A 20,717-nucleotide genomic window follows, 5' to 3' on the forward strand; every position below is an offset into this window, starting at 1 on the left:
ATAGATTCCCAGAAAATTCAATAAACAATATTGATAATAATTATTATTTTATTATTAAGTAAAAAAAACCGGAGAAGCCCAAAGTTTTTTCTCCTTTGCAGCCACTCCGGCATTCCAGTTTCCGGAGTTAAATCATCCAGAAGTTTGTCTTATCTTCATTATACTCCAGCTGAAAACGCAGTTTCTTAAAGTACCCTTCCAGTGTCTCGTAAAGCGCCTGATACTCTGCTATTCCATTGCTGTCACTAAGGGATTCCACAAAGCAGGACTGTTTCCCGCAGGCATCTCTTAAATGAATCTTAAATTCCAATCCGCTGTCTTTTAGAAGCTGATTGCATTCCAGTATCTCATGAATGGACACGATCTTCATGATAACCCCTATTCCTGGCCTTTAAACCGCTTTGCCTGTTCTCCGATCAGTTCCACATCGTCAAAATAGTTGATTTTCATCGCTTCCTTCACCTCTTTTAAGGTAGCGGCAGCGGCTGCTTCTGCTTTCTGGCTTCCCTCTTTTAAGATCTGATATACATAAGGGATATCTGCTTCGTATTCTTTTCTTCTCTTTCTGATGGGTTCTAACTCTGCCTGCAGCACACTGTTTAAAAATCTCTTTACCTTAACGTCTCCAAGTCCGCCTCTCTGATAGTGCTCTTTTAACTCATCAAGGTTCTTGTAATCCGGTAAATATTCTTTAAAATCCTCTTCTTTGCAAAATGCATCCAGATAGGTAAATACAGTATTGCCTTCCACCTGTCCGGGATCGGAAACCATCAGGTGATTGGGATCGGTGTACATGCTCATTACCTTTTTCTTAACCTCATCTTCTGAATCGGATAAGTAGATGCAGTTGCCAAGGGACTTGCTCATCTTTGCCTTGCCGTCTGTTCCTGGAAGACGTAAGCACGCCTGATTATCCGGAAGCAGAATATCCGGCTCCACTAAAGCCTCTCCATAAACGGAATTGAACTTCCGTACGATCTCCCTGGTCTGTTCAATCATAGGTTCCTGATCTTCTCCTACAGGGACAGTGTTGGCCTTAAATGCCGTAATATCAGCTGCCTGACTGATTGGATAGGTAAAGAAGCCCACGGGTATGCTGGTTTCGAAGTTTCTCATGGCAATCTCAGATTTTACAGTAGGATTGCGCTGCAGCCTGGAAACGGTAACCAGATTCATATAATAGAAGCTAAGCTCTGTAAGCTGTGGTATCTGAGACTGGATGAACAACGTACTCTTACTGGGATCCAGTCCGCATGCGAGATAATCCAGCGCTACCTCAATAATGTTCTGACGAACCTTTTCCGGATTGTCCGCATTATCCGTTAATGCCTGGGCATCCGCTATCATAATAAAAATCTCGTCAAATTCGCCGGAATTCTGCAATTCCACCCTGCGCCTCAGCGAACCCACGTAATGTCCGATGTGAAGCTTTCCGGTGGGTCTGTCCCCCGTTAAAATTATCTTTCCCATTTTGTACCTCCAGATATATTATCAAGTTTTATTGTACCATTCATTCGTTATTTGTCAATGAGGCACCTTATTTTACTTCAAATATATCCTCGGCATAATTGACAGATGCCATGGCGTCCCGGCAATACTGGTCTGCACCGATTGTCATTGCGTACTCTTTTGTGAGAACTGCCCCGCCAACCATAACCTTTGCAAAAGGCGCCTGGATCCGAAGCTGTCGGATGGTCTCTTCCATGCTTGGAACCGTGGTTGTCATAAGAGCACTTAACCCCACCAGCTTTACATTCCGTTCGATGGCCGTTTTTACAATGGTTTCAGGCGGAACATCCTTTCCAAGATCCAGTACTTCATAGCTGTAATTTTCCAAAAGCACCTTTACAATGTTTTTGCCGATGTCGTGAATGTCTCCTTTTACGGTTGCAAGTATTACGGTTCCCTTTTTCTTTTCCTCTGCACCGCTTTGTGCCAGTTTCTCCTTAATAACCTCAAAAGCTGCCTTTGCCGCCTCTGCGCTCATCAGGAGCTGGGGAAGAAATACCGTTCCCTTCTCAAACCCTTTTCCAACCTCATTGAGGGCGGGAATCATTTCCTCATTAATTATGGTAAGGGGTTCCCTGTTTTCCAGAAGTTCGGAAACTGCAGCATACGCTCTGTCCTTTAATCCTTTTTTTATGCTCTCCCCTAAGGATAAATCTGTTCCGCTTATCCCGGCTGCTTTCTGATCCCCGGCCTGTCTTTTTACCTCACCAAGAACTGCCACATTTCCGCTGTAGATGTTGATATAATTGCTGCACTGGGGATCTAGGTCTGCAAGCACACGGAAGCTGTAGTAGGAGCGCATCATGGCCTCTGAGTTTGGATTTATAATGGCAGCGCTTAACCCGTTTTGCAGAGCCATGGTAAAGAATGCTGCATTGACAATCTCTCTCTGGGGTAGACCAAAGGAAATATTGGATACTCCAAGTATGGTTTTTCCCTGTAATTCATCCCTTACCCGTCTCACCGTCTCAAGGGTTGTAATGGCGCCTTTGTTGTCAGAGCTCACGGTCATACACAAAGCATCAATGATGATATCTTCTTTTCCGATCCCATATCCGGCTGCAGTATCATAAATCTTTTTCGATACTGCAATTCTTCCATCAGCTGTTTCCGGAATACCATCTTCGTCAAGAGCAAGAGCCACTACCACTCCTCCGTACCGCTTCACAAGAGGGAAAATGGCCTCCATCACTTCTTTCTTTCCGTTAATGGAATTGATAAGCGGCTTACCGTTATAGATTCTCATGGCACGTTCCATGGCAGTCATATTAGAGGTATCTATCTGTAAAGGCAGGTCAATGATACTTTGCAGTTCTTTCACCACCTCTACCATCATGGCCGGTTCATCAATCTCAGGAAGTCCCACATTCACGTCAAGCACATGAGCTCCGTTATCCTGCTGGAGAACACCTTCTTTTAAGATATACTCCAGATTGTGCTCCTTTAACGCCTGCTTAAATTTAGCTTTTCCCGTCGGGTTAATCCGTTCTCCAATAATAACCGGATCCCGATCTATCACAACAGCCTGGGCATAGGAGGAAATCACCGTCCGGTTCTTTCTTTCCGGAAGTCTGACCGGCAGATCCTTACACAGCGCTGCCATTTTTTCAATATGCTCCGGCGTTGTTCCGCAGCAGCCGCCGATGATACAGGCTCCCGCCTCCACAATCTCCTTCATGACTCTGGCAAATTCATCGGCATCAATGTCATAAACCGTCTTTCCGCCTTCACTTCTTGGAAGTCCGGCATTGGGATTTACAATAACAGGAAGAGAAGCCACCTTCATGATATCTTTCAGAATGCCTTTCATCTGAACAGGACCAAGACCGCAGTTAATTCCCAGGGCATCCACTCCCAGCCCTTCTAAAAGAGCAACCGTAGACTCCACATTTCCCCCGGTTAAAAGCTTTCCCTTGTCATCAAAAATCATTGTCACAAAAACTGGCAGGCTGCTGTTTTCTTTTGCAGCCAGAACCGCTGCTTTTGCTTCATAGCTGTCGCTCATGGTTTCAATGAGAATAAGGTCTGCCCCTTCCCGTTCACCAATTCTTACCACCTGGGAAAACAGCTCATAGGCATCTTCAAAATCAAGATCTCCAAGAGGCTTTAGAAGTTTGCCTGTAGGACCGATATCAAGGGCTATTGCACCTTTTGACCTTCCAGGGGTATATGCGGCAGTATCCACTGCCTCTCTGGCATTCTTCATGGCAGCAGTCACAATCTGCTCTAAATCAAATTCCTTGTCCTTATTATATTTTAAACCATTCGCACCAAAGGTATTGGTTTTAATCATATCTGCACCGGCTTCCAGATATTCTCTGTGAAGCTTTACGATTAAATCAGAATGGGTTACATTCCAGGTTTCCGGCAGTTCACCGGGTTTTAAGCCATTGGCCTGTAAAAGGCTGCCCATGCCGCCGTCAAAAAGTAGGATTCTTTCTTTCAATTTCTCTAAAATCGCAGTCATACATTCCTCCATCTCCACTCAGTTTCTATCTTATCTCCGGTATGCACAGTCCTTTTTCCCACAGGATTCACACCCTTTTATCTCACAACGGTAAGGCTTCTTACTGACTCCCATCACTGCCGTCACGGATTTGGAAGGAGTCATTAGCAGGCTTTCCGTAAGCATAATGCCAATCCGCTTGGGTGTTTCCAAAACTGTTGTTATATCTTTTTGACATTCCAGCGAAAAATCACCGTAGCCAGGACTGAATCTTGGTCTTAAATAAAAGCCCTTGTCCTCATATTCCTGTTTCAGTTTGCGGTTTTCCTGGTCGCAGTATTCTTCGATCACTGCAGCGGACGCCGCCTGCATAATGACAGCCCTGCTCATCTGCAGTCTGGTGTATTTATGAAGCAGCACATCCACTCCGGTTCCCAGCGTGGCCGCAAATAATATAACTTCCTCACAATCCGCCAGATTTTTACTCAGATTCCGGCTTCTTGTCCGAAAGACCGTAAAATCAATCTCATTCTCAGGAAGAAGTGTTAACGGAAATGCCCTGTATATACATTTGGGTGATGCTGCAGCCAGAAGTTCTTCCAATACTTCCTCGACCAAAGCGCTGATCTGCTCATCACTTTCTTTATTTCCATATCCTAAATATCTAAGAATCTCCTTCCGGCTGATCTCCATCCTTATCCCTCCGATTTTTCCTGATAAAACAGGTCCGCTCTTTTACAGAAACGGACCTGCTGCTTTACGGATTACAGTATCTGAGAAAGATTTTCCTTGATCTTTAAGGCCACATCAGGCTTATTCATAGAATAAACATGAATGGCATTGACACCGTTTGCAATTAAATCAATGATCTGCTCCGTTGCATAGGCTATTCCTGCCTGCTTCATGGCTGCCGGATCTTCCCCAAACCGGTCAACGATCGCTTTAAACCGGGTGGGCAGATAGGTTCCGGACAGCTGGCAGCTGCGTATGATCTGCCTTACATTGGTTACAGGCATAATCCCTGCAACAACCGGGACTGTAATCCCCTTTTCCCGTATCCGGTATAAGTAATTATATAAGATGTTATTATCGAAAAACATCTGGGTGGTTACAAAATCGCATCCTGCTTCCACCTTCTGCTTTAAGTAATCCATATCAATGGTTTTGTTAGCTGATTCCACATGGCCTTCCGGATAACAGGCAGCTCCGATGCAGAAATCACCGGTTTCCTTAATCTCCCGGATCAGCTCTGATGCATAGTTGTATTCCCGCTTATCCGGGGCATCTGCCGGGATATCACCTCTTAATGCCAGCACATTCTCTATCCCTGCTTCCTTTAGCTCCCCTAACACCTGACGCACCTTTTCTTTCGTTGAAGATACACAGGTCAGATGGGCCAAGGCCGTAACATGATATTCATGATGGAGGGCAGAAGCGATGTCTACGGTATACTTACTGGTTCCTCCGCCGGCGCCGTATGTGACGCTCATAAAGGCAGGTTTTAGTTTTGCTATCTCAGCAGCCGCCTTCTCAACAGAATCATACTTATCCTCTGTCTTAGGCGGAAACACTTCAAAAGATAAGGTCGGCTTTCCCTGGCTCAATATATCTGTAATCTTCATTCTGTCAATCTCCTATCCTCTGCTTCTTTTTATTTTAACACTTTACCATAAAAAACTTTTTATCGCAACAGAGTATTCCAAATTTTACTGACCGGTAAATATCCTGGCAAGGGGAGAGCCTCCCGGAAGGATTAAAGTATTCCCATTTCCTGCAAGAGATGTCTTAGCTGCTTCCAACGACCGTACAAAGGAATAGAAATCTGATCTTTGAGGATCATGATAAGCCTCCTCCATAATTCTCATATATTCTCCTTCTCCCTCTGATGTGATTGATGCCGCCTTTGCCTGAGCATCAGAAATACTGATTGCTATTTCACGATCTGTTGTATTTTGTATCTTTTTCGCCTCTGCCTGGCCTTCTGCTGTAAACGTGGCAGCTATTTTGGCACGCTCCGAAATCATTCTTTCATACACCGCTGTTTTATTATCTGCCGGAAGATCCAGGCGCTTTGTTTCCACTGCCAGAAGTCGGATTCCATACTGGCCCATGTTTTCTCCTACATTATCCATAATCGCCTGAGAAAGCTCCCCATCACGACTGCTTATTACTTCATTCTGGGCCATACTGCTGATCACATTCTTCACTGAGTTATAAACCACCGTATCAATTCTGCTCTCTGCACCAGAAAGTGATGAATTCAGTGACTGGGCAAATTTCAGTGGATCTTCAATCCGCCAGAGCACGTAGCTGTCACTGAGCATGGTTTTTTTATCCATTGTAATCACATCGGAAGCTGCAAGATCATAAATTAAGATCTGCTTTGGCAGGGTATCTGCTGTCTGGATCAATGGTATCTTGTAAGAGATACCAGGAGAATCAATGACTCTTTCCACTCTTCCAAACTGTCTGATCAGCTTAAATTCATTTTCCTTTGTTACCACTACCCCTCCGGAAAGCACCGTTACGGCAACTGCCGCAATCACAATTCCTATGGCTGTTTTTATCTTCTTCATTGCTGATTCTCCTTCTTTTCACTGGCCGCTCCTCCGGTAAAGCTGTCAAGGGGGAGGATGGTACTGGTCTGGTCCGTACCGTCAATAATCACTTTCATGTTTGGAAGCACATCTTCCATTGTTTCATAAAACATTCTTTTTTTGGTCACTTCCGGGTTTTTCACATATTCCTCGTACATGGCGTTGAACTTCGCCACCTCTGCACTGGCCGCATTAATCCTTTTTGCCTTGGCAGACTCTGCTTCCTGAAGAATCTGATCTGTCTGGGCGGTTGCCTCCGGAAGCTTTTCATTGCGGTACTTATTTGCATTGTTGATCGCTGTCTCTTTTCCCTGTTTGGCTGTCTCCACTGCCTTAAAGGCTTCCATTACCTCCTTTGTCGGCGGTTCTGAATCCTGTATGGTGACATTGATCACCGTAAGCCCTACATTGTGTTCTGCCAGCTTTGACGTGATCATTTCCTTAACTTTTGACTGAATCTCATTTTTTCCATTGGTCAGCACAGAATCCACATCGTAACTGCCGATGACTGTTCGGATGCTGCTTCTTGATACATTCTGCAAAATAATCAGGGGATCCTTAGAAGCATAGATTGCCTTTACCGGATCTGTAACTTTATACTCCACAAAAAAATCAACGTTTACAAAATTATAATCCTTTGTAATCATCAGGGAATCCTCTTCCTTGCTCTCATTGTCACTGGGATCGTAGCCGACGGCAAATCCCTGTATGGTGGTATTCACCTTATTCACATTCTGAACAAATGGGATCTTAAAATGCAGTCCCGGTTCTGCAACCGTTCTTGGAATCCCTAACGTGGTCACTACCGCCTGCTCCTGCTCCTGCACATTATACACAGAGCCAAATGCAATTACAGGAACCGCAACAGCAAGTAAAACCGCTATTCCGGATTTCTTTATCACTTTCCGGATCTTTCTTAACTGCTCCGTTCCTTTTGGGTTAACTGTTTCCATCCTTTATTTCCTCTCTTTCTTTTTGGGGGGTCTCTCGCAAAAAAGGATATAAAAAAAGACCTTTGCCGGTACCTGACGGTATCAGTAAAAGTCTTGACATTTCATAAGAATGCGGATAAATCTCTTTATCGTTCTGACGCACACTTATCCAGCCTTTCGGTGGAAGCTACTCCCTTTTGCGATTGGGATTATTATATCAGAATGATTATTTTCTGTCAATAGCAGGTTTTAGTGGTTAAGTTTCCTGATTTATTACAGTCTCAGGATTGTTAAAGGATACATAAACCTGTATCCTGTCTTCATAGATATAGATGTTTACATCAAAGATACCTTCCAGGATGTAGGCTCCTTCCCGCTGGTTAATCCTTGCCTGTGCCTGTTCTATAATCGAGTCAGCGCTGCTCTGGTCTGCCTCAACCATACACCCTGCTTCTGTATCCAGTAAGAACTGTTTCAGAAATGCCAGAGTCGCTTCCTGATCCTCCAGATAGGAAACATACCGGTGGAGTTCCCCCGTAACCGTATCATAATTAATATCCACGTACTCATACGAATCCACATCAGTACCAGCTTCTTTCGCTGCTTTAGGAATCATATAAACGCTTTCCACAGTCTCATAAAAAGTCAGCGGATCGCCGTCCTGTTTAAACTCATAATTATCCCCATAAGACTCCTGGGAAATGATAGTATAGCCATACTCCTCTTTTTCCATAAACTGGATCAAAGACCTGGAAATTTCTCTTCCGTCCGTATCAAAGTGATCGAATCCGCTGCAATGCTCTCCTGCGGCCATTACCTCCGATTCATTTAAATCCCGATATCCATAGTCATCATATCCCACTGCTGTGTCAAACTTGCTTTCCAAAGAGGTGGCATTCACAGCACAGCTGATTATCACACTGGCCAGAGTCGTGATCACAATAAACAGAATCACAACAAACAGCAGTACATTGGATTTTCCCTTCCCAGGCGATGGGGTATGGACAGTCGGTTGATTTACCGGCGCTGTGGAGGCAGACGGCTGACCTACCGGCATAGCTGTCTGGCTTCTCTTCTCATTTAATATATAGTCTGCATTCCAGTAAACAGGCTTTTTAACAACACGCCTGCATCTGGGACAGTAATTGATCTCATTTACCGGCAGATCACAAACCGGACAAATCTTTCTCATCATCTTTTGTTTCCCCCTAATTTAACCCAGAACCAAATGAGCCACTGCGATCTCGTCATCCTCTCTGAAACCCTGTGCGCAAACCTGGATGTCATAAACGTATTTTTCATCCAAACCTGTTAATTCAGCGATTTTCTCGATGCTCATTCCATCTTTTGCCAGTGCCAGAACCTGATGCACATCTTCAATGGTCTTTTTAAGTAGTTCGTCAGACTGGGGGGAAATATTAAGTGAATTACCATCTAAATCCGGTTCTGTAATGAAATCTTCCAAAGAAAGCTTTTTCTCACTGTCCTGTTCCGTATAATAATCTTCTGATAATTCCCAGTCTTTTTCCTCTTTTAACATAAGGCGCTCCTTTCAAAAAGAGGCAGGTTCATGAGAACCTGCCAGTTATGTATCTATTATCTTTTATTTCTTAAAAAGTCAGGAATATTGATCTGTACTTCTTTGTTCACAGTCGGACGGTAAGGCTGTCCATTCCCCTGTGGTGCAGTCTGGGGAGTTCCCTGTCCGTAATTAGGCTGCTTATTATAATTTGGATTGTTATAATTGGGATTGCTGTAATTTCCGGCATTCTGGTTATTGGGATAAGGCTGTCCGGAATAGTTATTGGCATTGTTATAATTCTGGTTAAAGTTCTGATTGTATGCAGGATTTGCTGCAGTTGTCGCTGCTGCTTCCTGACTTGCTGCCTGTGGTGCTGCTTTGGGCTGCTTATAGTTTGGATTGGAGAAGTTGGTCATAACCTTGGCTACCGGTGTTTCATGCTGCATATCAAGTCCGGTTGCAATTACTGTAATGCTTGCTTCATCCTGAGCATTCTCATCATACATGGCACCAAAGATAATATTGGCATCATCTCCTGCCATCTCCTGAACATAGCTTGCTGCCTCATTGGCTTCAATCAGGCTGATGTCTCCGGAAATATTAATGATTACATGAGTTGCTCCTTCAATGGTTGTCTCAAGAAGCGGACTGGAAACTGCCTGTTTCACTGCTTCTAAAGCCTTCTCATCGCCCTTTGCATGACCGATACCAATATGAGCAATTCCTTTGTCAGTCATAACAGTCTGAACATCAGCAAAATCCAGGTTAATCAGTCCTGGTACATTAATTAAATCCGTAATACCCTGAACTGCCTGCTGAAGTACTTCATCTGCTTTCTTTAAAGCATCAGGCATGGTGGTACGCCTGTCCACAATTTCAAGAAGACGGTCGTTAGGGATTACAATCAGTGTATCAACGCTTTCTTTTAAACGTTCAATACCGTTCACTGCATTGGACATACGTGTTTTGGCTTCAAAACGGAATGGCTTTGTAACAACACCAACAGTTAAGATTCCCATATCTTTCGCAATCTTAGCCACAACAGGAGCTGCACCAGTTCCTGTTCCGCCTCCCATACCGCATGTAACGAATACCATATCGGCACCCTTCATGACCTGAGCCAGCTCGTCCGCATTCTCTTCCGCTGCCTTTTCGCCAATTTCAGGTTTCGCACCTGCACCAAGTCCCTTGGTCAGTTTCTCACCGATCTGCATAGCTGTAGGGGCCTTGCAAAACTGCAATGCCTGCTTGTCCGTATTGATTCCAAAAAATTCCACACCAGCTATATTCTCATCAATCATGCGGTTCACTGCATTGTTTCCGGCACCGCCTACACCGATTACCAGAATTCTAGCAGCGTTATCCGCCTCATTTATTTTAATCTCTAACAAGATTATATCCTCCTTTAACCATATACAGCTTACTGTATAAACCTATTTAATATAATATTTTATTTTGTAAAAAATATCAACCATTTTTTTAACAAAATTCCAGACAAATTATGTAAATTCACTTATCCTTCACAAACCGATAAGAAGTGACAGTTTCCGCCTCGTCATATGTATCCAGATACAGAGTGCCAGCCAGACCGCCTAAAACCGGAAGCTGATCATTCAGTTCTGAGATCTTTCCGTTCATCTGGTCATTGCTACCAAGGTACACCCTGATGGTTCCCATAACAAGAGTTGCATTGCCGCTGGAATCATAACGGATCTCATCCACTGGGATTTTGTGGGTTGATAAAAGCTGGGTTAGTGTTAAGATCTGGCCAAATACTTTGGGATCCTCCACGGGGAGGGGCTGGTGCAGAGCGATGTGCCCATACTTAAGCCCCGTAATCCATGGAATTCCTGTCAGTTTTCCGCTGGAACTTTCCACAATAATCCCGTCTTTATCAAAGTACATATAGCTGCCCATATAGGAAACATAACCAACCACGGATTTTTCATATACAATCACTTCTATACTGACCGGGCTTAAGAATACGATTTTGTAGTCTTCCACGAAAGGGATCTGTTCGTGTTCCCGAAAACGATCCTTATAAAAACAGGTAATCGCATTCCTATCCCAGCCATCTTTAAATAATAAGTCTATGATCTGATCTGAAGTATATTTCTTGTTGCCGGTTACAGTAATGTTTCTGATCTGCAGTGACAAAAAAGCTGCCGACCCGGCCAGAAGGAATACTGCTATGATTGCAACGATCACTTTTCTTCTGCTTTTTTTGAAGTTTCTCATTCCTTACCTCTGATTGCAGCTCCAAGACTGCTTAAATCCCGGCAAATGTCCTCATACCCCCGTTCGATATGGTGGCATTCAGAAATCTCCGTCACGCCTTCGCCTGCAAGCCCGGCTACCACAAGGGCAGCTCCGCCTCTTAGATCAGGAGCAGTTACACAGTTTCCTTTAAGAGGATACAGCCCGTGTACAATGGCCCGTTTGCCCTCTATAACGATATCTGCCCCCAGTTTCTTAAGCTCATTTGCTGCGCCGAACCTGCCTTCAAAAATCGTTTCCTCCACTCTGCCCCAGCCGGATCCCGATGCCATCACTGCCATCACCTGAGATTGAAGATCGGTTGGAAAACCCGGGTAAGGTTCGGTTACAACATTCACACAGTCAGGACGGCCTCTCATGGAAACCTCCAGCTGATTTTTATAAAGCTTTAATTCAGCTCCCATCCGTTCCGCCAGAGAGAGAGCTGCAGTCAGATGACCCGGACGGATTCCATCCAGAAGTACATTTCCTTCCGCTGCCATCACTGCCGTTAAATAAGTACCTGCCACTATCCGGTCTCCTGCGACAATAAATTCAGAATCGTGTAGACCTGTCACTCCGGTCACAGCAAGCCTGGAGGTTCCAGCCCCATGAATAATTGCTCCCATGTTGTTTAGGAATTCACAAAGAGAAGTGATCTCCGGTTCTTTTGCTGCTCCATGTATGACAGTGATTCCTTTCGCATAAACAGCTGCCATCAGGGCATTCTCCGTAGCTCCCACACTGGGAAACGGAAAGTAAATATCGGCGCCCACAAGTGTCTTCGCAGATGCACACAGTTTCTCATCCTTTTCCTCTATCACTGCGCCAAGGGTGCGGAATGCAGCCAGATGCAGGTCGATGGGTCTCTGCCCGATGGAGCAGCCTCCAGGAAAGCTGGTAACTGCATCACCAAGCCTCCCTAACAGGGGACCTGATAATATAATAGAAGAACGCATGCTCTTTATATACTCTTCCGGAATCTCTGCACATTTGATGTCAGAAGCATCAATGGTCAGCGTATGTCCGTCAAGACTGTAAATACACCCGATACGCTCAAGTATCCCCAGCATACAGAACACATCCTGTATCCTGGGGACATTATGAATCACTGTAGTACCTTTATGGAGAACCGCCGCTGCCATAATCGGCAGAACAGCATTTTTGGAACCCTGAATTTTTATCTCACCTTTTAAGGATCGTAACCCCTGGACCTGTATGACTGACAAACCGGTACCTCCCATGGTTTCTTATATACTATCCTATGTTATAAGTGAGAGAATGGTTTCATATCCAGCTATTTTTCCAGTTTAATCTGATTGGAAACACTTAAAACCATGCCCATTTCAGCCATAAGAAACAGGACCGAGGTTCCCCCGTAACTGATAAAGGGCAGTGTGATTCCGGTATTAGGTATGGTATTGGTTACAACGGCGATGTTTAGGATAACCTGTATGGCTATGTGTCCCATAACGCCTACCACTAAAAGTGCGCCGAACAGATCCGGTGCATTGTCTGCAATCAGCATGAAACGGTATATCATGAAAAGAAAAATAAGTATTACGGATACCGCCCCAAAAAGTCCAAGTTCCTCACAGATTATGGAAAAAATCATATCATTTTGTGCCTCAGGCACAAATCCCATCTTCTGTATGCTCTCTCCCAGGCCTCTTCCTACCAGGCCCCCGGAGCCGATGGCATAAAGTCCCTGTAACACCTGATACCCTCCCGTAGAAGGATAAGCCTCCGGTTCCAGCCAGACAAGGATTCTTCCCAGCTGATAATCATGGAGAATGTTTAACTTCTCAAGAACCGTGGCAATGGGGCCGGCAAACGCCAAAAGCCCTACTCCTGCAAAACCGCAGGCAAAAAACGGCCATTTCTTTTTACACGCCACAAACAGCATGACAAACGCAATTCCCACAATGATGATACCGGAGCTTAAGTTGTTTGCAGCAACAATTCCCGCAATAGGAATGGTTGTTACAACGATCAGCGCCACACCATTTTTCGTGTTGATGTTTTTGCCCATCTGTACAATCATAACAGCCAGCATAACAATAAGAGCTATTTTTACAAACTCCGTAGGCTGAAACGTCAGGCTTCCTACTCCCAGCCATCTTCGCTTTCCGTTAAACTTTTTACCAAACAGAGAGACGGCGATCATCAAAATATAAGAAAGCACGTAGGCAAACACCGCAAATTTCCCATACCAGTGGTAATCCATCTTCGAAATAATGATCATCAGGATAAATCCGCCCAAAGCGATCTTTGCCTGCTTCATCATAAAAAATGAGGCATTGCCAAACTTTAACTGAGCGGCATAAGAGCTGGAGCTGTATATCATAATCAAGCCGAAAACAGACAGAAATATAACCGTGAACAGCAGACTGTAGTCATAAAAACGGCGCGGCCTGTTTTTTTTCACTACTGGCCTTTTTTCCGCCATACCATTCCTCCTCGCCATTCAAATTCCAATGCCCATTCAGCTTAAAGGCTGCGGACACATTCTTTAAAAATCTCTCCCCGCTCTTCGTAACAGCGAAACATTCCCCAGCTTGCGCATGCAGGTGAGAGCAGTACGTAATCTCCTTTGTTTGCATAGGAGGCACAGACCTTTACTGCTTCCTGCATATCCTCCGCATACATCACATTGGTAAAGCCATGTCTTGCCGCGCATTCCGCGATTTTCTCCCTGGTCTGGCCAAGAAGCACCATATGTTTCACTTTTCCGTCAAAAGATTCAATCCACTCATCGTATTCGGAATTTTTGTCATATCCGCCTGCGATTAAAATGGTGGGTCCGGGCATGGCTTTCACTGCCTGGATTGCCGCATCGGGATTGGTCCCCTTGGAGTCATTGTAATACTTCACTCCTGCTTTCTCAGCAACAAACTCAATTCTGTGTTCCACTGCCTGAAACTCACAGACAGCCTTTTTAATTACTTCCATGGGAACATTCAGTTCGGATGCTATGGCAATGGCTGCCATTACATTCTCATGGTTATGGCGCCCCAGAAGATTTAATTCGTTAATGTTTACAATTTCTTGCCGATTTCCTCTGTGATTGCGTATAATCACATCTCCATCAATACAATAACCCTCATCAAGAGAATTCCTGCTGCTGAAATAGATTGCGCGGGGTTTCATGGACTCTCCAAACTCCCGTAATACAAGGTCATCATAATTTAAAACACAGCAATCCTTTTCTGTCTGGTTTACGGTGATGCTTTCTTTCACTTTTATGTAGCATTCCATGGTTTTATGACGGTTTAAATGATCCGGCGTTATGTTTAAAATCGCGCTGACATTCGGATGGAAATCAGTAATGGTTTCTAACTGAAAGCTGCTGACCTCTGCTACCGTAACGGAATCTTCCGTAGTATTCAGCGCCTCCTGGGTGTAAGGAATTCCAATATTTCCCACCACATAGACATGCTCATAAAATGCTTTCATGATCTCGCCTGTCAGTGCCGTTGTAGTGGTCTTTCCATTGGTTCCCGTAATAGCAGCCAGTTTCCCTTTTGCATGATGATATGCCAGCTGTATCTCACTCCAGACAGGAATATTCTCTTCCTTCAAAACTGATACAAACGGTGCATCAAGTCCGATGCCCGGACTGATTACACAAATTGAAATATCTTTTAAATCCTCTTTTTTCAGTTCTCCAAGAATTACGGAGATTTTATCTGTTTCACCAAACTGACTTAACAGCTCATCCTTTTTTAAAGCATCATTGCTGTCATATAAAACAGCTTCATCGCCGGTTTTTAAAATCATCCTGGAGGCGGCGATCCCACTTTTTCCACTTCCTGCAACTAAAATTTTCTGACTCATATGGTTTCTCTCCTATAATCCAAGATATGCCAGCAGGCAAAGAACTGCTGTAATTATGGCAAATACAGCAACCACCCTTGTTTCAGACCATCCGCAAAGCTCGAAATGATGGTGGATGGGAGCCATTTTGAAAAATCGTTTTCCGCCTGTTCTTTTAAAATATGTCACCTGAATAATGACTGATAATACTTCAAGCAGATAGATAAATCCGATGATCGCGATAAAAATCGGCATCTGCATCATAAACGCGCTGGAGGCCACAAAGCCTCCCAACCCCAGTGAACCAGTATCCCCCATAAATACCCGGGCAGGGTAAACATTAAAAAGGAGAAATCCTAAAAGGCTTCCCACTACCGCTCCGGTAATGGGACTGATTCCGGTTCTTTCCCCTATTGCTACTACTGTTAAAAATGTTGCGACCAGTATGGTAACACTGGTACACAAACCATCAAGACCATCTGTAAAATTAACACCATTGTCTGTTCCAATTACAATGAAAAAGACTGCCGGTACAAATAAGATGCCAAAATTTAAATAAATGCCATTCTTAAATCCACCTGTAAATGGAACCAGCATTTCAGTTCCCACATCTTTGGAATGAAGCAGATAGAAAGCAAAAATTCCTGTGATAACCAGCTGACCTGCCATCTTCTGTACAGGGGTTAATCCTTCTGATCGTTTCATTACGATTTTAATGTAATCATCAAGAAAGCCTACGATACCAAATCCCACCGTCACAAACAGTACCGGGATAATCTTCGGATAATCTTTTACGTAAAACAGAGACGTAATGATAATACTGGTTAGAATAATCAGTCCGCCCATGGTGGGAGTTCCCTGTTTTTTCAAATGGCTTTCCGGCCCTTCCTTGCGGACCTCCTGACCAAATTTTAATTTGTGCAGAAACGGAATTACTATGGGACACAGCATTGCGCTGATGGCGAAAGCTATGATGATTGCCAAAATCGTTTCGTTAATCATGTCACACCTCAATCATTTATGTATTTGTATATCAAAAGTACACAGTTAGTAGTATACGTCTTTTTGCCTGAATAATCAACCACTGATTCGAAACGTAGAAACAGTTTTTTCCTCTTCTGGCTCTATTCCCAGATAAGGAAAAATGTTCTTAAAAATATCAGCAATCACTGGTGCGGCAATGGTTCCGCCATAGTAAATGCCCTGTGGTTCATCAATGGTGATAAGGGCAATTACTTTTGGATTATCCGCGGGAGCGAATCCGATAAAGGATGAAATATACTTCTTTAAACTTCTTGGAAGTTTTTCAGAGGTTGCAGTTTTTCCTCCGATCCGGTATCCTTCTATCTTTGCTTTTTTCCCGCTTCCCTCGCTAACAACCTGCTCTAAAATATAGCGCATGGTTTCACTGGTTTCTTTTGATACAATCCCCTCCTTAACCGGGTAGTTAAACGTATGCACGGATTTTCCGTCCGAACTTACTGTACTCACGCCAAAATGAGGAGTAATGCGGTTTCCTCCGTTTACAAGAGAGGAAGCCGTTGTAATTAACTGCATGGGGGTGATCTGAAATGACTGTCCAAAGGATACGGTTGCCAGTTCTACCAGTCCCATATCTTCTTTTTTATGCATGATCGTGGAGGCCTCGCCAGGCAGATCAATTCCGGTTTTTCCTTTCAGGCCAAACTGTTCAAAATACTTGTAGTAATTATCCACACCAAGCCTCTGCCCCACATCAATGAGTACAGGGTTGCAGGAATTCATCATGCCCTGAAGGAAGGTTTCTGATCCATGACCGCCCACTTTATGGCATCTGATTTTTCTGTCCTCTACCACTCGGAATCCGGGACAGGAAAACTGATCCGTAAGCTTTACGACTCCAGCCTCCAGTCCGGCCGCAGCTGTTACAATCTTAAAAGTAGATCCTGGCTCGTAAGTGTCGTTGATGCATGGATTTCTCCACATCTTATTTAACAGATCCTGCTTTTCTTTCTCATTTGTAGGAGCTGCTGTTGTAGTATTTAGTGTAAAGGGATCATTTAAATTAAATTCTGGTGCATTCACCATTGCCATAATTTCCCCGTTTTGAGGATTCATTATAATGATGGATACTCGCTTTGCACCTTTTTTCTCCATTACCTGATAGGCCGCCTGTTCACAGTAGCGCTGAATATTTACATCCAGACTGATATGCAGATCCTGTCCTGCAATTGGTTCTATCCGGTCTTCTGCCGCATTCTCAATTTCAATCCCTGCTGCATCTGACATGGTTAAAATCTTACCGTTCAGTCCTTTTAAGTACTGCTCGTATTTCACCTCCAGGCCAATGATTCCCTGGTTGTCTCCTCCTGTAAATCCAAGTACGGTGGATGCAAGGGTATCGTAAGGATAATACCGTTTGTAGTCTTCATCTACCTTGACTCCTTCCAGATGATAGGACCGGATCTGGTCTCCCATAGCCTTGTCTACATTCGTCTTAATAATTTCCCTGGAACTGTACTTTTCCACTTTCTTGCGAATCTCTGCTTCATTCAGCCCTAACTCCTTAGACAGAACCGCAACCACCTCATCCGGCTTTTTTACCTGATTATGGATGACCGATATGGTGCAGACGGTGCGGTTTGTAGCAATGACAGTCCCACTGGCGTCAATAATATTACCTCTTGCAGCTTTAATGGTCCTCTCTCTCTCATGAAGATCGGAGGCCATGGCGCTGTAGTGCTCAGAGCGAAAGATCATTAGAAAAATAAGCCGTCCCATTAATCCTGTCATGGCAAGAAACAACAGGAAAAACAGGAGGGCTATTTTCTCTCTGTGATGTGTTTTATTCGAATTCATAAGCTGCTCCATCGTCATCATTGTTACAGTATATGAATTTCGGCTTTTTTTATGAGTCAGTTTGCCTTAAAGTTTATTCTGAAGCCTGGGTTTCCTCCCCTTGTGTAGTATCCTGAGAGGCACCATCGGTATCTCCCGGAAGGGCTGCCGGTAAATCCGTGTCTTCGCCTTCCTGACGGTTTACGTATTCCTCAGTGGGATTTAGCAATTCATCTGGAACCTTTTCTCCATTTTCCATGGTTGGTGTTTCTTTGGTAGGCTCTTGTTCCGTCGTCTCTGCTCCAGCCTCCCCACTTTCAGAAGATGGCTGTGTCTCCGTGGTAATGCCCTCCTGCTGGGGAAGGGTAGCTGCATCTTCGGAAGAAAGTGACCCTTGTGTATCTGTATCTGGAAATACATTTAAATAAGGAAGAATCTCCGTCATAATTTTTTGAAAAATCTGGCTGGCATATGTGCTGTGAGGCTGATCCTCAACATGAGGTTCATCAACAACCACATAAACCAGTACCTGTGGATTATCGGATGGTGCGTATCCGCAGAAGGATACTACATAGTTTGTTTTATCTCTTGGAATTTTCTCTGCTGTACCAGTTTTTCCGGCAACCTTATATCCGGCAATTCTGGCAGCGCCGCCTGTTCCGCCCTCAGCATTGACTGTCTTAAATAATGCCTCATTAATATACTTGGTGGTCGACTCAGAAACAGTCTCACGTACCAGTACGGGATCGACTTTTTTCATAACAGATCCCTGTTCATTTAGGATCTGCTTTACCACATGGGGTTCGTAATAGGATCCCCCGTTTATAACGGAACAGTAAGCTGCTGCCATCTGAATCATGGTACAGTTAAAGTTCTGTCCGAAGGAGTTGGTTGCAAGATCCGTAGGACCTGCGGTATCTGCTGTATACATAACGGTTTTATTATCCGCTTCTCCCGGCAGATCGATGCCGGTCTTTGAACCGAATCCAAAGATCTGCTGGTATTTATAGAATTTCTCTTTTCCCATCTGCTGGGCAATCCGCATCATAACTACGTTGCAGGACTTCATAAGACCTTCTTCTACCGTAATGAGTCCGTGTCCGTATCTGCTGACACAATTGATCTTATGTCCGCCTACTTCCAGAAACTTATTGCATTCATAGGTTTCTTTTCCTGTTATGGCGCCTTCCTCTAATGCTGCAGAGACCGTAAATATTTTTTCTGTAGATCCTGGCTCGTAGCCATCACTGATGCAGAAATTACGCCAGGTCTGATTCCACGCTACCTGAGTGCCAAGAGATATGATCTGTTCATCGGAATAGTGCTGGGATACTGTCTCAGGTGTGAGAGGCTGTGCATCCTTATTCTTCCTTTTATAATCATCCATGGCTTCTTTTATCCCCAGCTGTCTGAGCACATCTGTGGTAAATTCAGGACGCAGTTCACGGGGGTTATTTAAATCGAAGGTCTTGTTATCTGCCATGGCAAGAACTTCCCCGTTATTGGGATCCATTACAACTACACCTACCCGCTTGCTTCCGGTCTGTGCTTCCCACTCAGCTATGTATTTTTCTACTATCTTTTGTACATTGACATCTACGGTTGATACAACCGTATTACCGTTTGAAGCTGGTTTTATTACCCTCTCTAAATTGGAATCATCATTTAAATAACCGTATTCTCTTCCGTTGACTCCCATGAGAGTGGTATTGTAAAACTGCTCTATTCCTCCGGTACCATCCATACCGTCCCCGTTGGCAAAACCGACCAGCTTGCTTGCAAGGGAATTATAGGGGTATACACGCTTATACTCATCTTCAAACCAGATTCCCTTTATGGCTGCTTTAACTTTTTTAGCTTTTTTAAATTCTTCCGTTTTTTCCGTTTTGTATTTTTCGTATTTATCCTTATCATCAAAAGTCAGCTGCTTTGCATAACGGACATAATGCTTGTCCTTCTTTTCCTGAATGAGATTCATAATTTCAGTCCGGTCATATCCAAAGCATTCCGTTAAGGCATTGACTGTTGGTTCCAGATAGGAATCCGGATCACTCATGATCTGCTTGGGATCAAGGATTAGATTGTATACTTTCTCACTGGTCGCCAGGTAAGTACCATTTCGATCCAGCACATCTCCCCTCTTAAAAGGGATTACTCTGCTGTCATATTGCTGCTGAGACAGCACAATCTGGTTATAATCTTCTTTTTTCTTCGTCATCATGTTATAAAGGACCATGACCAATGCAAACAAAGCCAGCGTTATCACCAAAACCGTAATCGCCAGCTTTTCCTGCATATAACGAGGAAATACTTTATTTCTTTTGCTCCTGTTTTTATTATTGTTTCGGAATGTCCTCATTCTGCCTTACATACTCACTTTCCGTTTTATCATAGTGAAGGATCTGGTCTTTGTTTGCATAGACCATACCCAGTTCCTCGGTGGCAACTTTATACACATGATCAAGATCAACGGAAGTGTTAATGCTCATCTGCAATGCATCGTTTTCGGTTTTCAGTTTTTCCAGCTGTACTTCCCTGTCAGAAATTTCATGAATGCTGGCAGTTATTGAGGACTGTAAATGCAAATAATTTACACACAAACAAAGGGTAATGACTGCAGCAATCGTCAGCATAATTACATAAGGCAAATCCATCTGTAATGCTTTCTCGCGGTTCCGTCTTACATGATGGGGCACGGGACGGCGAATTTCATCCGGTGTAGAAACCGGTCTGCTGACCGGCATGGTTTTACGAACCGTATTCCCCTGCACATAGGCAGAGTTCCGATAGGAATGCACATTTCTTCTTGCAGCCACTCTTTT

Annotated in this window: 18 protein-coding genes; all 18 read right to left on the minus strand. The window is 44.0% G+C overall.

Annotated elements, in window-relative coordinates:
• Positions 1 to 127: 127 nt before the first annotated feature.
• The 18 genes from ACOAOT_RS11100 to ACOAOT_RS11185 all read right to left on the minus strand — a co-directional run bounded on the left by ACOAOT_RS11100 (position 128) and on the right by ACOAOT_RS11185 (position 20,711).
• Entirely contained in the window at positions 128 to 370 is a 243-nt protein-coding gene (locus ACOAOT_RS11100; RefSeq protein ID WP_420217018.1) for an RDAC family protein, read from the minus strand.
• Between the two features lie 8 nt (positions 371 to 378).
• Positions 379 to 1,470, minus strand: a complete 1,092-nt coding sequence (trpS, locus tag ACOAOT_RS11105; RefSeq protein ID WP_420217019.1) for a tryptophan--tRNA ligase — start codon at positions 1,468 to 1,470, stop codon at positions 379 to 381.
• Between the two features lie 67 nt (positions 1,471 to 1,537).
• Complete coding sequence (locus tag ACOAOT_RS11110) at positions 1,538 to 3,976, minus strand: homocysteine S-methyltransferase family protein (RefSeq protein WP_420217020.1); 2,439 nt, start codon at positions 3,974 to 3,976, stop codon at positions 1,538 to 1,540.
• 30 nt (positions 3,977 to 4,006) lie between these two features.
• Positions 4,007 to 4,648, minus strand: a complete 642-nt coding sequence (locus ACOAOT_RS11115; RefSeq protein WP_420217021.1) for a vitamin B12 dependent-methionine synthase activation domain-containing protein — start codon at positions 4,646 to 4,648, stop codon at positions 4,007 to 4,009.
• Between the two features lie 71 nt (positions 4,649 to 4,719).
• The gene (gene metF, locus ACOAOT_RS11120; RefSeq protein WP_170823365.1) at positions 4,720 to 5,577 is read right to left on the minus strand and encodes a methylenetetrahydrofolate reductase [NAD(P)H]; all 858 of its coding nucleotides are present in this window, start codon (positions 5,575 to 5,577) and stop codon (positions 4,720 to 4,722) included.
• An 84-nt stretch (positions 5,578 to 5,661) separates the two neighbouring features.
• Positions 5,662 to 6,531, minus strand: coding sequence for a protease modulator HflC (hflC, locus tag ACOAOT_RS11125; protein ID WP_420217022.1), 870 nt, complete (start codon positions 6,529 to 6,531; stop codon positions 5,662 to 5,664).
• On the minus strand, positions 6,528 to 7,505 hold the full coding sequence (hflK, locus tag ACOAOT_RS11130; protein ID WP_420217023.1) for an FtsH protease activity modulator HflK: 978 nt from the start codon (positions 7,503 to 7,505) through the stop codon (positions 6,528 to 6,530). Before hflK ends, hflC begins: the two co-directional genes overlap by 4 nt.
• 235 nt (positions 7,506 to 7,740) lie before the next feature.
• Positions 7,741 to 8,679, minus strand: coding sequence for a hypothetical protein (locus ACOAOT_RS11135; RefSeq protein ID WP_420217024.1), 939 nt, complete (start codon positions 8,677 to 8,679; stop codon positions 7,741 to 7,743).
• Between the two features lie 18 nt (positions 8,680 to 8,697).
• A complete protein-coding gene (locus ACOAOT_RS11140; RefSeq protein WP_420217025.1) occupies positions 8,698 to 9,024 on the minus strand; it encodes a helix-turn-helix domain-containing protein in 327 nt (108 codons plus the stop codon).
• Between the two features lie 56 nt (positions 9,025 to 9,080).
• On the minus strand, positions 9,081 to 10,397 hold the full coding sequence (ftsZ, locus tag ACOAOT_RS11145) for a cell division protein FtsZ (protein WP_420217026.1): 1,317 nt from the start codon (positions 10,395 to 10,397) through the stop codon (positions 9,081 to 9,083).
• 118 nt (positions 10,398 to 10,515) lie between these two features.
• Complete coding sequence (locus ACOAOT_RS11150; RefSeq protein WP_420217027.1) at positions 10,516 to 11,244, minus strand: cell division protein FtsQ/DivIB; 729 nt, start codon at positions 11,242 to 11,244, stop codon at positions 10,516 to 10,518.
• Positions 11,241 to 12,491 (minus strand): UDP-N-acetylglucosamine 1-carboxyvinyltransferase, encoded by a 1,251-nt coding sequence (murA, locus tag ACOAOT_RS11155; RefSeq protein ID WP_104438448.1) that lies wholly within the window; start codon positions 12,489 to 12,491, stop codon positions 11,241 to 11,243. Before murA ends, ACOAOT_RS11150 begins: the two co-directional genes overlap by 4 nt.
• Before the next feature lie 68 nt (positions 12,492 to 12,559).
• Positions 12,560 to 13,711, minus strand: a complete 1,152-nt coding sequence (locus ACOAOT_RS11160) for an FtsW/RodA/SpoVE family cell cycle protein (protein ID WP_420217028.1) — start codon at positions 13,709 to 13,711, stop codon at positions 12,560 to 12,562.
• Between the two features lie 41 nt (positions 13,712 to 13,752).
• On the minus strand, positions 13,753 to 15,099 hold the full coding sequence (gene murD / locus ACOAOT_RS11165) for a UDP-N-acetylmuramoyl-L-alanine--D-glutamate ligase (RefSeq protein WP_420217029.1): 1,347 nt from the start codon (positions 15,097 to 15,099) through the stop codon (positions 13,753 to 13,755).
• A gap of 12 nt (positions 15,100 to 15,111) precedes the next feature.
• Positions 15,112 to 16,080 (minus strand): phospho-N-acetylmuramoyl-pentapeptide-transferase, encoded by a 969-nt coding sequence (mraY, locus tag ACOAOT_RS11170; RefSeq protein ID WP_104438445.1) that lies wholly within the window; start codon positions 16,078 to 16,080, stop codon positions 15,112 to 15,114.
• 75 nt (positions 16,081 to 16,155) lie between these two features.
• Complete coding sequence (locus ACOAOT_RS11175; protein WP_420217030.1) at positions 16,156 to 17,916, minus strand: peptidoglycan D,D-transpeptidase FtsI family protein; 1,761 nt, start codon at positions 17,914 to 17,916, stop codon at positions 16,156 to 16,158.
• Positions 17,917 to 17,989: 73 nt separating this feature from the next.
• Entirely contained in the window at positions 17,990 to 20,254 is a 2,265-nt protein-coding gene (locus ACOAOT_RS11180; RefSeq protein ID WP_420217031.1) for a peptidoglycan D,D-transpeptidase FtsI family protein, read from the minus strand.
• Entirely contained in the window at positions 20,232 to 20,711 is a 480-nt protein-coding gene (locus tag ACOAOT_RS11185; RefSeq protein WP_104438442.1) for an FtsB/FtsL family cell division protein, read from the minus strand. The genes ACOAOT_RS11180 and ACOAOT_RS11185 overlap by 23 nt, the downstream gene beginning before the upstream one ends.
• Positions 20,712 to 20,717: the final 6 nt, after the last annotated feature.

Source organism: Lacrimispora struthionigena (assembly GCF_048627165.1).
GTDB lineage: Bacteria > Bacillota > Clostridia > Lachnospirales > Lachnospiraceae > Lacrimispora.